Source organism: Chryseosolibacter histidinae (genome assembly GCF_018598225.1).
GTDB lineage: Bacteria > Bacteroidota > Bacteroidia > Cytophagales > Cyclobacteriaceae > Chryseosolibacter > Chryseosolibacter histidini.
On sequence record NZ_JAHESF010000002.1, the window covers coordinates 347111 to 361694 of the forward strand.

The 14584-nt window shown below is 50.4% G+C and carries 10 protein-coding genes; 7 read left to right on the forward strand and 3 right to left on the reverse strand.

Annotation, left to right across the window (positions count from 1 at the left end; genetic code table 11):
• Window positions 1–47: 47 nt before the first annotated feature.
• Window positions 48–1160, forward strand: a complete 1113-nt coding sequence (ald, locus tag KK083_RS03075; RefSeq protein ID WP_254160584.1) for an alanine dehydrogenase — start codon at window positions 48–50, stop codon at window positions 1158–1160.
• 108 nt (window positions 1161–1268) lie between these two features.
• On the opposite strand, the gene KK083_RS03080 is transcribed toward ald, so the two are convergent.
• A complete protein-coding gene (locus tag KK083_RS03080) occupies window positions 1269–1721 on the reverse strand; it encodes a type I restriction enzyme HsdR N-terminal domain-containing protein (protein ID WP_254160586.1) in 453 nt (150 codons plus the stop codon).
• A 22-nt stretch (window positions 1722–1743) separates the two neighbouring features.
• On the opposite strand from KK083_RS03080, the gene KK083_RS03085 reads away from it, so the two are divergent.
• Window positions 1744–2514: an AMP nucleosidase gene (locus KK083_RS03085; protein ID WP_254160588.1), complete on the forward strand. Its 771-nt coding sequence runs from the start codon at window positions 1744–1746 to the stop codon at window positions 2512–2514.
• On the opposite strand, the gene KK083_RS03090 is transcribed toward KK083_RS03085, so the two are convergent.
• Together KK083_RS03090 and KK083_RS03095 are read right to left on the reverse strand one after the other, a co-directional pair.
• Window positions 2495–3859 carry an MFS transporter gene (locus KK083_RS03090; RefSeq protein WP_254160590.1) on the reverse strand — a complete coding sequence of 455 codons (1365 nt, stop codon included), beginning with the start codon at window positions 3857–3859 and terminating at the stop codon, window positions 2495–2497. The genes KK083_RS03085 and KK083_RS03090 overlap by 20 nt on opposite strands.
• 116 nt (window positions 3860–3975) lie before the next feature.
• Window positions 3976–5394: a glycoside hydrolase family 125 protein gene (locus tag KK083_RS03095; RefSeq protein ID WP_254160591.1), complete on the reverse strand. Its 1419-nt coding sequence runs from the start codon at window positions 5392–5394 to the stop codon at window positions 3976–3978.
• Window positions 5395–5678: 284 nt separating this feature from the next.
• Here KK083_RS03095 and KK083_RS03100 point away from each other — a divergent pair, with 284 nt between their 5' ends.
• The 5 genes from KK083_RS03100 to ppk1 all read left to right on the forward strand — a co-directional run bounded on the left by KK083_RS03100 (window position 5679) and on the right by ppk1 (window position 14584).
• Complete coding sequence (locus KK083_RS03100) at window positions 5679–7292, forward strand: S8 family peptidase (RefSeq protein ID WP_254160594.1); 1614 nt, start codon at window positions 5679–5681, stop codon at window positions 7290–7292.
• Between the two features lie 174 nt (window positions 7293–7466).
• On the forward strand, window positions 7467–10082 hold the full coding sequence (locus tag KK083_RS03105) for a TonB-dependent receptor (RefSeq protein WP_254160596.1): 2616 nt from the start codon (window positions 7467–7469) through the stop codon (window positions 10080–10082).
• A gap of 2 nt (window positions 10083–10084) precedes the next feature.
• Entirely contained in the window at window positions 10085–10888 is an 804-nt protein-coding gene (locus KK083_RS03110) for a DUF4249 family protein (protein WP_254160598.1), read from the forward strand.
• Between the two features lie 158 nt (window positions 10889–11046).
• The gene (gene sthA / locus KK083_RS03115) at window positions 11047–12489 is read left to right on the forward strand and encodes a Si-specific NAD(P)(+) transhydrogenase (RefSeq protein ID WP_254160600.1); all 1443 of its coding nucleotides are present in this window, start codon (window positions 11047–11049) and stop codon (window positions 12487–12489) included.
• A gap of 31 nt (window positions 12490–12520) precedes the next feature.
• Complete coding sequence (ppk1, locus tag KK083_RS03120) at window positions 12521–14584, forward strand: polyphosphate kinase 1 (protein ID WP_254160602.1); 2064 nt, start codon at window positions 12521–12523, stop codon at window positions 14582–14584.

The following is a 14584-nucleotide window of genomic DNA, read 5'->3' on the forward strand; positions in this document are numbered from 1 at the left end:
GACGTTACTTACTCCATATATTTGCACCCGCTAAAACGATTGAATTCATGATTATTGGTGTTCCTAAAGAGATCAAGAATAACGAGAACAGGGTGGCATTAACACCCGCCGGTACTCAAGAGCTGGTAAAACGCGGCCACACCGTGTATGTGCAGCAAACAGCAGGTGTAGGCAGCGGCTTTGCGGATGAAGAATACGCAAAGGCTGGCGCCAAAATGATCAAAGATGCAGCGGAGGTTTACAGCCTGGCAGAAATGATCATCAAGGTGAAGGAGCCCATTGAACAGGAATACAAGCTCATCAAGAAAGATCAGTTAGTATTCACCTATTTTCACTTCGCATCGTATGAGCCGCTTGCCAAAGCAATGGTTGAAAGCGGCGCTGTGTGTCTCGCTTACGAGACCGTAGAGCGTGTAGACGGAAGTTTACCGTTGCTGATCCCGATGTCTGAAGTGGCCGGCAGAATGTCTATCCAGGAAGGTGCAAAATATCTCGAGAAGCCGCTGAAAGGCCGTGGCATCCTGCTGGGTGGCGTGCCCGGTGTGAAGCCCGCAAAAGTGCTGGTGCTTGGTGGTGGCGTGGTTGGAACGAACGCAGCCAAGATCGCTGCTGGTATGGGCGCCGATGTTACCATCATGGATGTTAACCTCACCCGCCTGCGTTACCTCGACGACGTGATGCCGAAGAACGTTCACACCATGGTATCGAATGAATACAGCATCCGCGAGCTGGTGAAAGATCATGACCTGATCATCGGCGGCGTACTGATCCCTGGTGCAAAAGCTCCCAAGCTGATCACACGCGATATGCTGAAGACCATGCGTCCCGGCACCGTGCTCGTTGACGTAGCGGTTGACCAGGGTGGTTGTATTGAAACCTGCACCCCGACAACACACGAAAATCCTACCTTCATCATCGACGATGTGGTTCACTACTGCGTGGCTAACATGCCCGGAGCAGTTCCTTATACTTCAACACTCGCGCTTACCAACGCCACCCTGCCCTACGCAGTGCGCCTGGCTAACCAGGGATGGAAGAAAGCCTGCGTGGAGAACACCGACCTCAGAAATGGTCTCAATGTGATCCAGGGTGAAGTGGTTTACAAGGCAGTAGCAGATGCATTTAATCTGCACTATACTGATGTGAAGAAATTTCTTTGAGAAGAATATAGAATTCAGGAGTTAGAATTTAGAATGGGTAGCAGCCCTTTTGAGTTCTAACTCCTCTTTCATTCTAAATACTAAATTCTACATTCTAATTCTCTCCCACTAGATTCCTTCCTCATAAATCGGAAGCTCCTCCAGCACCACCGTTGTTCCCTGTGCCCAGTCCGTGGCGGAACAGACATACATCAAGCCATTGGTAACGGTCAAATATTTTGCTTTCAGTGTAGCATTGTAAACAGCAGCCTGGCGCAAGGTATTTTCTGACAGCAGCAGCGTGGGCGCTTTGCACTCCACGATCATCCAGGGATTGCCTTCACGATCGAAGACAAGAATATCGCTTCGCTTCTGAAGCTTGTTGTAAATAAGGCCGCCTTCCACCTTCACAAGCGACCTGGGATATTTGAAGTGGGTGATGAGATAATGGATAAAATGTTGCCTTACCCACTCTTCCGGCGTGATCACTACATACTTTTTCCGGATCACATCAAAAATCCATACTTTTCCATCTGCTTTTTTAAGCTTATAATCGAATACCGGAAGGTTAAGCTGGTACATGGGGCGACAAAATACTTAAAGTATGAAGACAAAACAGGAAATCGTTGAAAATTGGCTTCCCCGGTATACAGGGCAGCCTCTTCAGCAATTTGGCCAATACATAATACTGACCAATTTTGACAATTATGTGAAGATGTTTGCCGAGTGGCATGGTGTGCCCGTAAACGGCCTTGACCGTCCCATGCGAAGCGCCACTGCAGGCGGCATTACCATTATCAACTTCGGCATGGGCAGTCCCAACGCGGCTACCATCATGGATTGTCTCAGCGCCATCGCCCCCAAAGCGGCCTTGTTCCTTGGCAAATGCGGCGGACTGAAGAAGAAGAACGGCATCGGAGACCTGATCCTTCCCATCGCTGCCATCCGTGGTGAAGGTACCTCCAACGACTACTTTCCGCCCGAAGTACCTGCTTTGCCTGCCTTTGCGCTGCAGAAGGCGATCTCCACCACCATCCGCGATTACGGGCAGGATTACTGGTCGGGCACGGTTTACACCACCAACCGCCGTGTGTGGGAATGGGATGAGGAGTTCAAGGAATACCTGCGCAAGATCCGCGCGCAGGCCATCGATATGGAGACGGCTACGATCTTCTCAACGGCTTTCCACAACAAGATCCCTACGGGAGCCCTGCTGCTGGTGTCAGATCAGCCCATGGTGCCGGAAGGTGTGAAGACGGAAAAAAGCGATTTGACCGTGACGCAACGATTTGTCGAGCGTCATCTCAAGATCGGCATCGACTCACTGAAGCAGCTGATCAACAACGGCATGACCGTTAAACATCTGCGGTATTGAGCTGTGCCTGCAGCGCCTTACGCACCTGTTTCTCCTTGTTACGTGTGATCACGAGCGCGCCCACACCCAACACAAAGAACACCGCCAGCAGTAGTGCCGAATGCTTCATGCCGAAGATCTCATCGATGTAGCCAAAAGCAAAAGTGCCAATGACGATGGCGATCTTTTCTGTGACGTCGTAGAAGCTGAAGAATGACGCGGTGTCGTTGGTGGGCGGCATCAGCTTGCTGTAAGTGCTCCTGCTCAACGATTGCACACCTCCCATCACGAGGCCCACGAGCACTGCCAGGCCATAAAAATGATATTCCACAAAATTTCCATTCTCCTTCAGCACCGCAGTATAGTAAGCGGAAAAGCAGATCACGATCCAGATCAGCACCACGCCCATGAGCACCGTAACGTTTCCGTACTTAGCCGAGAGCCTTGACATGATGATGGCACCGGGAATGGCTACCAGCTGGATGAGCACTACCGTGATGATCAGCTTGTCGGCAGGCAGGCCAAGCGTTTGCTGACCGAACAAAGTTGCCGCCAGCATCACCGTTTGCACACCCATACTATAAAAGAAAAATGCGATGAGAAACCACTTGAGAACAACCAGCTTCTTCACCTGCGTCCATACTTTTTTGAGCTCCTGGAACCCTGCTACCCATACGTTCTTGCCGGTTACGGGTGGCGCCTTCGGTTCAGGCAGCTGCGCAAAGGTGATCTGTGCGAAGCCGATCCACCAGAAGCCCGTTAGCAGAAACGTGAACAACGGGCCTGAGGTCTCATCACCGTTGCCACTGAAGTAGATCACGAGGCCAAACCCGATGAGCTGCAGCAGCACGCTGCCTACATAACCCATGGAAAATCCGCGGGCGCTGATCCTGTCCTGGTCTTCAGGCTTCGCGATCTCAGGCAGGTAAGAGTTGTAGAACACGAGGCTGCCCACATAACCGATGGTGGCGAATATAAAACACGTAAGACCCCACTCAACGCTCGGCTTCCCGCCACCAAACCAGAACATGCCAATGCAGGCCAGGCCGCCGAGGTAACAGAAGAACTGCATGAACTTCTTTTTGTTGCCACGCGAATCGGCAATGGACGTGAGGATGGGCAGCAGCAGCGCTATGGCCAGGTAAGCGAATGACAACGTATAGTCATACAACGAGGTGTTTTTAAATTCCCTTCCGAGAAACGGTACCGTGTTCTCTCCATAGGCTGATTTGGTCACGCCTAAAAAATAGATGGGAAAGAATGTGGTGGTGATCACCAGGTTGTAAACTGAAATGGCCCAGTCGTACATGCACCAGGCTCTCACAGTCTTCGGGTTGTTTAACTGTGCGGAAAGGCTTTCGTTCATCGTCTCGGGTTAAGTTGGCGGGACGAATATAGGGATTAAGTTTTAGAGTGACACGTATGAGAGGGCGTCACGGAGCGTCCTGACCAAACTCAACATACATTGATTTGTACAACCGCCTACGCTAACAGGTGAGGTTTGGTCACAAAGACATTCCACAGAAATTCGCCGAAGATGGTGTTGGCCCAGGCAAACCATTTGCGGGTAAATTGTTTGTCATCGTCTTTGTGGAATGACTCATGCATAAATCCGGTTCCACCATGTGTTCGCTTGAGGAGCTGGATACAAGCCCTGATCTCCTGGTCGTTGTTGCTGGTGAGGCCACGCATGATGATGCTGAGCGGCCAGATCATATCAATGCCCGCGTGCGGACCTCCGATGCCCTCGGCAACTTTTCCTTTGAAGAAAAACGGGTTGTCTTCCGAGAACAGGAATTTACGTGTATTGCGGTAGATCGTATCGTCAGGGCTAACAGCGCCCAGATAAGGGAGCGATAGCAGGCTCGGCACGTTGGCATCGTCCATGAGGTTGTAACTTCCCATGCCGTTCACTTCATAGGCATAGATCTTGCCGAACGTTGCATGCTCAACAACGGCGTGTTTCTTCAACGCTGTCTCTACTTCGCTGGCAAGCCCGGTAAGCTCCATTGCCAGTGCCTTGTCTTTGGCAATGGCAGTTACCATTTCGGCTGCCTGTTTCAAACTTACCACCGCGAAAAAGTTGGCTGGTATCAGAAAAGGAAATATCGTTGCGTCATCGCTGGGGCGGAACATGGAGCAGATCAATCCCACCGGCTTCACGGGGTAACCGTATCCCGCCAGGGGTACACCATCGGTTGCCCATGCAGTTGTGCGCTGAAAGCTGTAAGGTCCTTTGCCCTGCTTCCGCTGCTGCTCTTTAAAAACTTTTAACGTGGCTTCGATGGCGCTCTTCCACTGGTCATCAAAGGGTGTTGCATCGCCGGTGAGCTTCCAGTAATGATATGCAAGCCGGATCGGGTAGCACAACGAATCTATCTCCCACTTGCGCTCATGGATGCCGGGCTTCATCGCCGTAAGGTCGTCTTTCCACTCACCCACTTTCTGATCGTCGCCATAAAAAGCGTTGGCGTACGGATCTTTCAGAATGCTTTTCGTCTGCCGGTTGATCACGCCGCAGATCAGGTTTTGCAAGGTGGCATCCGTCTTCATAAAAGTGAGGTAAGGCCATACCTGTGCAGAGCTGTCGCGCAGCCACATCGCATCGATGTCGCCCGTGATCACATAGGTATCGGGCACTTTGCCGGTGGCCTTCAAAAAGACGGTAGTATCTAACGTGTTGGGAAAACAGTTCTCGAACAGCCATCCCAGCTCCGGATCTTTCACCTTCGACTTAAAATCTGTGATGGCCTTCTCGATTGCCGGGCTGCTAAAATTCCGTTTGTCTGCGGGAACCCGAACTTTGGGAAACTCAGCTTCATCCTGCCTGAAACCATATGCGGAAACCATCAGGCTCAATCCGCCCAAACCAAGCTGTGTCAGAAACTCTTTACGATCCATATTGATATAAAATCTTCGCGGCAATATAGATACATCGGTGGATTTTGAAAACTTATTGTGATGACTTCAATACACTGTACAAACTGCACGGAAGCACGGTCATCAAAAGAAAGCGCAGCTTGCGGCAGTAACAGGATTTTTTATATATTAGATGCATAGAGAGCCCATCTTTAGTGGTTTAAATGGCCATTTAAGGTGGGCTTTTTATTTTTTCAGGCAGTTCCGGTCAGCGTGATGAATATTCATCGGCCAGGTGATCATGAGAAAACCCAAACCCCACGACCATGTTTGCGTATAAAGTAAAAGGAAAAAAACACCAGCTCGACTACAGCGACAAGTTCGTTGTGATCCGCACCAAGGAAAATAAACCCCTCGCTGCATCCTTAAAAAAGAAATCGAGCAAAGACCTTGTGGCTAACCTCGAACCCTTTGACGAGTATCCGCACAAAGGTGTTTACATCATGAAGGTTAAGGAAGCGGCCAAAAAAACCATTCCGGTACGCAACGATGTACGCAAGCAGCTCAAGACCGAAAACAAGATCAGATTTGCCGGCCGTGCGCTGGAAGATCCCAGAACAGGGAAACCGGTTATCTACACAGAGAACATCGTTATAAAATTCAAAAAAGATGTGGTGACAGAAGAGATCGACAAGCTGCTCAAATCGAAAAACCTTACCGTGAGCGCGCAGCAGAATAAGATGAACGTTACCACTTTACTGGATAATGTTTACGTGGTGAAGGTACCGGAAGGATCGGGTGCGGAAGTGGTGTTCGATACGGTGAACGATCTTTCAAAACACGCCTCGGTAGAATACGCTTACCCGGAGCTGATCACAAAAAGAAAATTCAAGGTGGTGGTGAGCCCGCAGCAGTGGCACCTGAAAGAGACCCAGATCAACGGCACCGATGTTAGAGCCAATATTTCCGTTGAAGATGCCTGGCGGATATCCAAAGGCAAAGATGTGACCATTGCCATCATCGATGACGGTGTAGACATTACACACCCCGAGTTCAGTGGCAAGGTAGTGTATCCGTATGATGCAACACTCAGAACCAAAAACCCCAAGCCAAAATACAAAGACGAGAACCATGGCACTGCCTGCGCCGGTGTTGCCTGTGCCGCAGGTGTGAAGGCCGCGGGCGTTGCACCAGAAGCAACGTTAATGCCCATCAGGCTCAGCTCCAACCTGGGATCGATCGAAGAGGCCGAAGCTTTTGCCTGGGCTATCAAGAACGGCGCACACATCATCTCCTGCAGCTGGGGTCCCGCCGATGGTGAGTGGTGGAATCAGTCGGATGACGGTGACGAGTATCCGCTCCCCGAGCTTACGCGCGAGATCATCGACAAGGCTGTCACGGAAGGGCGCAACGGCAAGGGTACCATCGTACTGTTTGCCGCGGGCAACGGCAATGAGAACATCGAAGCGGATGGCTACTCGAGCAACGACCAGGTAATTGCTGTGGCGGCCTGCAACGACACCAACAGGCGGTCTGTCTACAGCGATTACGGCAAATCCGTTTTCTGCTGCTTCCCCAGCAATGACTTTGAGCACGAAGACTTCAACCATCCGGCACCGCTGACCAACGGTATCTATACCACAGACCGCCGTGGCGAGAACGGATACTCGCGTAAAAACTATACCGATGATTTCGGTGGCACCTCCAGCGCAACGCCAGGAGTGGCGGGTGTCATTGCCCTGATGCTTTCGGCCAATCCGAACCTCACCATCCAGCAGGTGAAGAAAATTCTCAAAGATACGTGCGACAAGATCGACAAGCCCAAAGGCCAGTACGACTCAAAAGGCCACAGCATATTCTACGGTTATGGAAAAGTGAATGCGGCAAAAGCTGTGTCCGCAGCCGCGAAGACGGGAAAGAAAAAGAAGGTGAAGAAGTAAAAATATTTTGCCTGACGATACGTGTAACAGGAACCTTGTTTGTCATAGCTTTGGGAACCGGCCTGAATCATTCATTTGACACCGGTACAGGTCCCGAATGACGCGCTTGAGATTCTTTCCAAAGATGCCAGCAGACTGGTATCGAAAGGGGGCGCAAACTTAAAAAAACCCGCTATGCCGAAGAGGTCTTTGTTGTTTTTAGGATTATACCTTGTACTTCACCCAATCCATGCACAATCTATTCTCGAACAGACCATTACGCTTGACCAGGCGACGTACACGATAGAAAGCCTGCTGGCAGAGATCAGTAAAAAGGGAAACGTTGTATTTTCTTATGGTAACAACATCCCGTACACAAAGGTCATTGCCGTACGCAAGTCAACGCAAACGATCAAAGCACATCTTGATGACGTCTTTTCAAGCGCAGGCATTGAGTACCTTGTTCAAAAAAACAGAATATTACTCCGTGCGCAAGAAAAAGTCCCTTCCGGAATTCATGGATCAATCACCATCAGCGGGCACATTCGCGATGCAGTGTCCGGCGAAACACTGATCGGGGCTTCTGTACTTCTGGATGAGCTGCACGCGGGCACATTTTCCAATGCATATGGTTTCTATTCGCTAAGCGTTCCGGCCGGCACCTATACGCTTAAAATTTCCTTCGTTGGGTACTCAGGTCTTGAGCAGCAAATCTCCCTGGAACAAAACCAGAAGCTGGATTTCACATTGACCCCTGTTTCGCAGCAACTTTCAGAGGTCACCGTTACAGCCACAGAATCTGATATGAACGTCACATCAACCGAAATGGGATCGCATAATATCAACATGGCAACCGTGCGCGAGATGCCTTCACTGGCTGGTGAAGTAGACGTATTGCGCGCTGTACAATTGCTGCCTGGCGTAAAAACAGCGAGTGAAGCTTCGAGCAGCCTTTTTGTAAGAGGCGGCAACCTGGATCAGAACCTGGTATTGCTGGATGAAGCCCCGGTCTATAACCCTTCACATTTGTTCGGCATCTTCTCCGTTTTCAATGCTGATGCCATCAAAGACATTCAGTTTTACAAAAGTGGCTTTCCTTCATTTTATGGCGGACGTCTCTCCTCTGTGCTCGATGTGCGACTGAAGGACGGAAACACCAGGTCTCTCGGCGTTTCGGGTGGTGTGGGCACCGTTTCAAGCCGGCTTACCGTTGAAGGTCCTCTTGCGAAAGACAGAAGCTCCTTTATTGTTTCGGGACGTTACACGTACAGCGATCTGATCACACGAACAGTGAAATATTTGCGCGAGAACGATATGCGTTTATACTTCTATGACCTGTCCGCCAAAGTGAACCATACCTTCAACGACAAAAACAAGATCTTTCTATCTGGCTACCTCGGAGCCGATGCCAATGCCTTCGGCGCAACCAACATCCAATGGAGCAATGCCACTGCTACAGCCCGCTGGAATCATGTCTTCCATGAGAAGCTCTTTTCCAACTTTACCTTGCTTTACAGCAAGTACGATAGCGACATAGGCGCCATGAGCATTCTTCAGAAAATTTCAGACTATGCCCGGTGGAAGAGCAGCATCCGTGATATCACCTTTAAGGGAGATCTTACCTGGTACGCTGGGCAGCATGATGTTATCCGGTATGGTTTACAGTCAACCCATCATCAGATCAACTCCGGCACAGCGGCAGGTAAACTTCTGGCAGATGGCCCTGTCAAAGTGCCGGTCAGCAATGCCCTGGAACACGCGGTCTACGTCAGTCATGAACATCAGTTGAGCGACCGGATTGCACTTGAATACGGACTGCGTTATTCGTTATTTCAAAACATCGGAAAGGGCACCTCGTACACTTATGACGACAACCATGTTGTAACAGACACCCTGAATGTGAAGTCCGGCGAGATCTTTCATACATCCGGTGGTTTGGAGCCGCGGGTCTCGGCCAGGTTCATGCTCAATAGAGCAAGCTCGCTCAAAATAGCCTACAATCGCACGCGCCAGTATCTCCAGCTGCTCTCCAATTCATCGGTAGGCCTCAACGCATTTGATATCTGGCTCCCCTCCGGCCCCAATGTGAAACCACAGTCGGCGGATCAAATTTCATTCGGATATTTCCGTAACCTGCAGGAAAACAAGTATGAAACTTCCGCGGAAGTGTACTACAAATGGATGCATCATCAGATAGATTTTACGGACCATGCTCGGCTGTTATTCAATTCGCAGCTGGAAAGTGAGTTGCGCACAGGCAAAGGGTGGTCATATGGAGCCGAGTTCTTTCTCAAAAAGAATTCAGGTATGCTCACAGGCTGGTTGAGCTACACCTACGCAATCGCCAGAAAAGATATTCCGGCCATCAGCAACAAACCCTATCCTACTCATTTCGATCAGCCGCATAATGTGACGTTGGTGACTCACCAGAAGATCTCGCGCAGCTGGTCCCTTTCCGCCAACTGGACGTATGCAACCGGAAGACCAATAACGCTGGCGGTAGAAAGCTTTAACTATGGTGATATGACAGTGCCTGTTTATGCCGAAAAAAATCACTTCAGAATGCGTGACTATCACAGGCTCGACCTGGCTGCCACCTATAGTAAAACAAGGCCCGACAGGAAATACTCGGGAAGCTGGACCTTCTCTCTTTACAACGCCTACTTCAGAAAAAATGATACGGCCATTGTGATGCTGCCACGCCACGGATGGGATCCCAATCCACAACAGGCGGATGATAACAAAGTTGTGGCGCAACGCATTACCCTGTTTCCTTTCTTTCCGTCGATCACTTATAATTTTAAATTCTAACCATGAAGCACCTGCGTTTTCTGATATACCTGTGTGTTGTACTCTCTTTGCAGGGATGTATCGAAGAAGTGACCGTGGAAGCGTTGGTCGGCCCAACCTCCGGAAGGCTGGTGGTTGAGGGATTGATCACCAATGAGAAGAAGCCACACCGGGTGAAGCTTTCCAGGGTAACTACGGCGCTGCCTGAAAATCCTCCCGCAGTTGTATCAGATGCTTCCGTTTCTATCACGGATGGAACGACTACATGGCCGTTGTTGGAGTACCCTCAAGGGTCAGGAAGTTACTGGACAGATACGATACAAGGTGAGCCGGGAGCAACTTACACACTGATGGTACGTGTTGGAAATGCAACCTATCACGCCTCCGATCAAATGCCACAGGAGATAGCGTTTGATCCGAATGACAACTATTTGCAAAAATACCTGGGAAAAGGCTCCCCTAACTATTATGTGAGCGGACCTTTGGTACTTTACGGCGCCGATGCTCCGGCCCGCATCACGTATTCGCTTCAGCAACTTCCCGACTCTTCAATGACCTATTTTTCCTTCCCGGGCGTTGACCCTGACAACGTAGTTCCTACATTTTCTGATAACCTTCAATTCGCACCGGGCTCCGTGCTCAGGCAAACGAAATATGCACTATCTCGCCAACATTATCTTTTTATGAGGGCGGTGTTGCTTGAAGTAAAATATTACGGTGGTTTTTTTGGCAGCACCCGCGGAAATGTCCCTACCAACCTTAGTGAAGGCGCTTTGGGCTTTTTTGGCGCTTGTGCCGCTCATTCCAGGATGGCAAGAGTAGAGTGATGCCGGATGACGCGATGATGGCTTCATTGGCATTTTGCGCAATGTAGCGGCCGACATCGTCGCAATAAAACAGTTCCGCAGCTTGCCGGGAACCTTCACGATTTTTATTTTCGTTACCTCGACGCGTGTGAAGGGCCAGCTGAAAATGTTCAATAATCATGGAAGCATATGACCTTGTGGTGATCGGTTCAGGGCCGGCAGGTGAAAAAGCAGCGGTAAAAGCCGCCTATTTCAATTACAAGGTGGCCATCATTGAAAAGAACGAGCATTTCGGCGGCGCCGGCATTCAAACAGGTACCCTGCCTTCCAAGACCCTGAAAGAGACCTCGCTGCATCTCTCCGGCATCTACAGCAAAGGTATTTTTAGCATCGACCGTGAGCTGGGCAGGATTGCCGGCATCCAGGATTTTATGTACCGCAAGAACCTTGTAGTGCACGACGCCGGAAATGCTGTGGAACACAACCTTGACCGGCATAACGTAACCATCTACAAAGGCCAGGCGGAATTTGTCAACGATCACGAGATCCGCATCGCCAACGGTGCGGCTGAGGTAACGATCTACGGCAAAAACATCATTATCGCCACCGGGTCATACCCCGTTCACCCGGCCAATATTCCCTTTGATTACATCAGGGTTCACGATTCAGATTCGATCCTGAACATCACCCGGTTTCCCAGGTCGCTGTGTGTATTGGGTGCCGGTGTGATCGGCTGTGAATATGCCACCATCTTCGCGGCCCTGGGCATCCCCACCTACATCGTTAACAACAACGACCAGATCCTCACATTCCTCGACAAGGAGATCTCCTCGGCGCTGGTATCGCGTATGGAAAAGAACGGGATCAAAATATTCTTCAACAACACTATTAAAACGTTCGATATTCCTGCAGACACCAACGATCCGATCACGCTGACATTAAAAAGCGGTGATGTGGTGGAATGTGACATGTTCCTGTTCGCGGCAGGAAGAAGCGGCAATACCCGGGAGCTGAAGTGTGAACGGGCCGGCATCACCCTGGGCGAACGCGAGGCCATCAAAGTGGATCACCGGTTTCAAACCAGCGTGAGTCACATTTATGCCGTAGGCGACGTTGTGGGCTTCCCTGCGCTGGCCAGCACCAGCATGGACCAGGGAAGGATCGCTGTGGCACACATTTTTCAAACAGGCGATCTCAAAAACCTCGCTACGGTCTTTCCTTACGGGATCTACACGGTACCTGAAGTATCGATGGTAGGAATTTCGGAAGAAACGGCGAAAAGCCAGAAGATCAACTATGGAACAGGATGCTGTTACTACCGTGAAACCATTCGTGGCAGGATCATGGGAGACCCTGACAATGGCTTCCTGAAGCTCGTCTTCGACAAAGATTCAAGGGTGATCCTGGGCGTTCATATTATTGGCATCCTGGCCACGGAGCTCATTCATTTCGGAATGTCGCTGGTAAGGGAGCAGAAAACGATTGACGACGTGATCGCCACGGTATTCAATTTTCCATCGCTGCATGACCTGTACAAGTATGCAAGCTATGACGGACTCGGAAGCATCAAAGGAAAACAGGTAAAGAAGGCCGGCGAAAATTTATCCTTCCACCGGCATTGATCGTTGTTGCGCTAACAACGTACTTTAGGGCATGAAGGCAGAAACATCGCAAAAGACCCATCCTGTTTATTTCGACCGTGACCTGAGCTGGCTCTCGTTCAACGAACGGGTTCTGAACGAAGCCCGGCGCGAGGGCGTTCCCCTGATGGAGAAGATCCGTTTCCTGGGCATCTACTCTTCTAACCTCGATGAGTTTTACCGCGTGCGCATGCCTGCCCTGATGGCCCTCGGTAAACTGGATATCGATAAACGGCTTCAGCCCTCACAATCGCTGCTGGATGAGATCAACAGCAAGATCCTCGCGCAACAGAAATTTTTCGGGTCCATCATAGAAAATGAGATCATCGGTGGCCTGCGCGCGCAGAACATTCGCCTGGTTTATAACGAAGCCATTCCCGGGGCGCTGCTGCAACCCTTGCAATATTATTTTATCCACCAGGTGGCCGCGTACATCCGCATCACACCGGTGTCGCCCAAAACAACTTTCTTTCCCGAAAACAACAAGCTTTATAACCTTGTAGCCATAGAAAAGAAGAAGGCGCGCCAATGGTTTGTGATCAACATTCCCTCCGATGTGCTGCCGCGGTTCTACGTTCACCACGCTGATGGTGTTCAGTACATCGTATTTCTCGATGATGTGGTCAAGCTCAGCCTGCCTTTGTTATTCCCGGGGCAGAAGATCGCCGGCAGCCACAACTTTAAAACCACCCGCGATGCGGAGATCGACCTCCAGGACGAGTTCTCCGGGAACCTAGCCAGGAAGATCGAAAAAAAACTAGCCCAGCGCGACCGTGGTCTCCCCACACGATTCCTCTATGAACCTGGCATCGATCAGCCTACACTCTCCATGCTCCGCAAGAGACTTAACCTCAAAGGCGCGAGCTGTATCAAGGGAGGAACTTATCACAACCTGAAAGATCTTTCAACGCTGCCATTAAAAGATCCGCGGTTCAACTACGAGCCTTGGCCCCGCTCCATCCTTCCAATACCCGCCGATCAATCTCTCTTTGACCGGATCTCTTCGGGTGATATCCTGCTACACACGCCTTACCAAAGTTATGATACGGTGCTCCGGTTCTTCAACGAAGCATCCATTGATCCGGGGGTTGAAAAAATATTCATAACGCTTTACCGCATTGCGCATGACTCAAAGATCGCGGAAGCGCTCATCAGCGCAGCACACAATGGCAAAAAGGTGACGGTCTTTGTCGAGCTCAAGGCACGGTTCGATGAAGCCAACAACATCCGCTGGTCCAAACGTATGAAGGCCGCGGGCATCCGCATCATCGAGAGCATTCCTGGTTTAAAGGTGCATGCAAAACTGGCGCTGGTCACTAAAAAGCGAGGTTCTGCAACGGAACGGCTGGGCATTGTTGCCACAGGAAATTTTAACGAAAGCACTGCACGGTATTACACTGACCACCTGCTCATGACCGGCAATCAGGCCATGCTGAAAGAGGCTGAAGCACTTTTCCATTTCCTGAAAAAACGCAAGAAGCAATCGTCTAAAAAAAGCATCAGCTTCAAGCACCTGCTGGTGGGCCAGTTCAACCTGCAGCAACGTTTTCTGGATCTCATAGATCGCGAGATAAGACATGCCGAGTTGGGATTACCTTCTTCTATCGCCGTAAAGCTGAACAACCTGGAAGACAAAGTGCTTATCTCCAAACTTTACGAGGCCTCACAGAAGGGTGTGCAAATCCAGCTGATCGTGCGGAGCATCTGCTGCCTTGTGCCGGGGGTGAAGGGCCTGAGCGAGAACATTTGTGTAAAAAGAATTGTAGACCGCTATCTGGAGCACGGAAGGATCTTTGTATTCCACAACAACGGCGCAGAAGAAGTATTCATCGGGTCAGCCGACTGGATGAACAGAAATATCTACCGGCGCATCGAAGTTTGTGTTCCCATCAAAGAACCCGCGCTAAAAGCCGAGTTGCTCGAGATCATCAACGTACAACTGAACGACGATCACCAGGTGGTCATATTGGATGAGCAGTGCCGGAATACGGAGGTGGAGCCCAGCGCATCGCCAGTGAGGTCACAGAAGGTGATTGGGGAGATGCTCAGTAATCCGGCACAACTTAAGCTAGCCTAG

Bases quoted from the DNA above. Each gene is read 5' to 3' on its own strand.
- ald (WP_254160584.1), top strand. From the start codon at position 48: ATGATTATTGGTGTTCCTAAAGAGATCAAGAATAACGAGAACAGGGTG.
- KK083_RS03080 (WP_254160586.1), bottom strand. From the start codon at position 1,721: ATGTACCAGCTTAACCTTCCGGTATTCGATTATAAGCTTAAAAAAGCA.
- KK083_RS03085 (WP_254160588.1), top strand. From the start codon at position 1,744: ATGAAGACAAAACAGGAAATCGTTGAAAATTGGCTTCCCCGGTATACA.
- KK083_RS03090 (WP_254160590.1), bottom strand. From the start codon at position 3,859: ATGAACGAAAGCCTTTCCGCACAGTTAAACAACCCGAAGACTGTGAGA.
- KK083_RS03095 (WP_254160591.1), bottom strand. From the start codon at position 5,394: ATGGATCGTAAAGAGTTTCTGACACAGCTTGGTTTGGGCGGATTGAGC.
- KK083_RS03100 (WP_254160594.1), top strand. From the start codon at position 5,679: ATGTTTGCGTATAAAGTAAAAGGAAAAAAACACCAGCTCGACTACAGC.
- KK083_RS03105 (WP_254160596.1), top strand. From the start codon at position 7,467: ATGCCGAAGAGGTCTTTGTTGTTTTTAGGATTATACCTTGTACTTCAC.
- KK083_RS03110 (WP_254160598.1), top strand. From the start codon at position 10,085: ATGAAGCACCTGCGTTTTCTGATATACCTGTGTGTTGTACTCTCTTTG.
- sthA (WP_254160600.1), top strand. From the start codon at position 11,047: ATGGAAGCATATGACCTTGTGGTGATCGGTTCAGGGCCGGCAGGTGAA.
- ppk1 (WP_254160602.1), top strand. From the start codon at position 12,521: ATGAAGGCAGAAACATCGCAAAAGACCCATCCTGTTTATTTCGACCGT.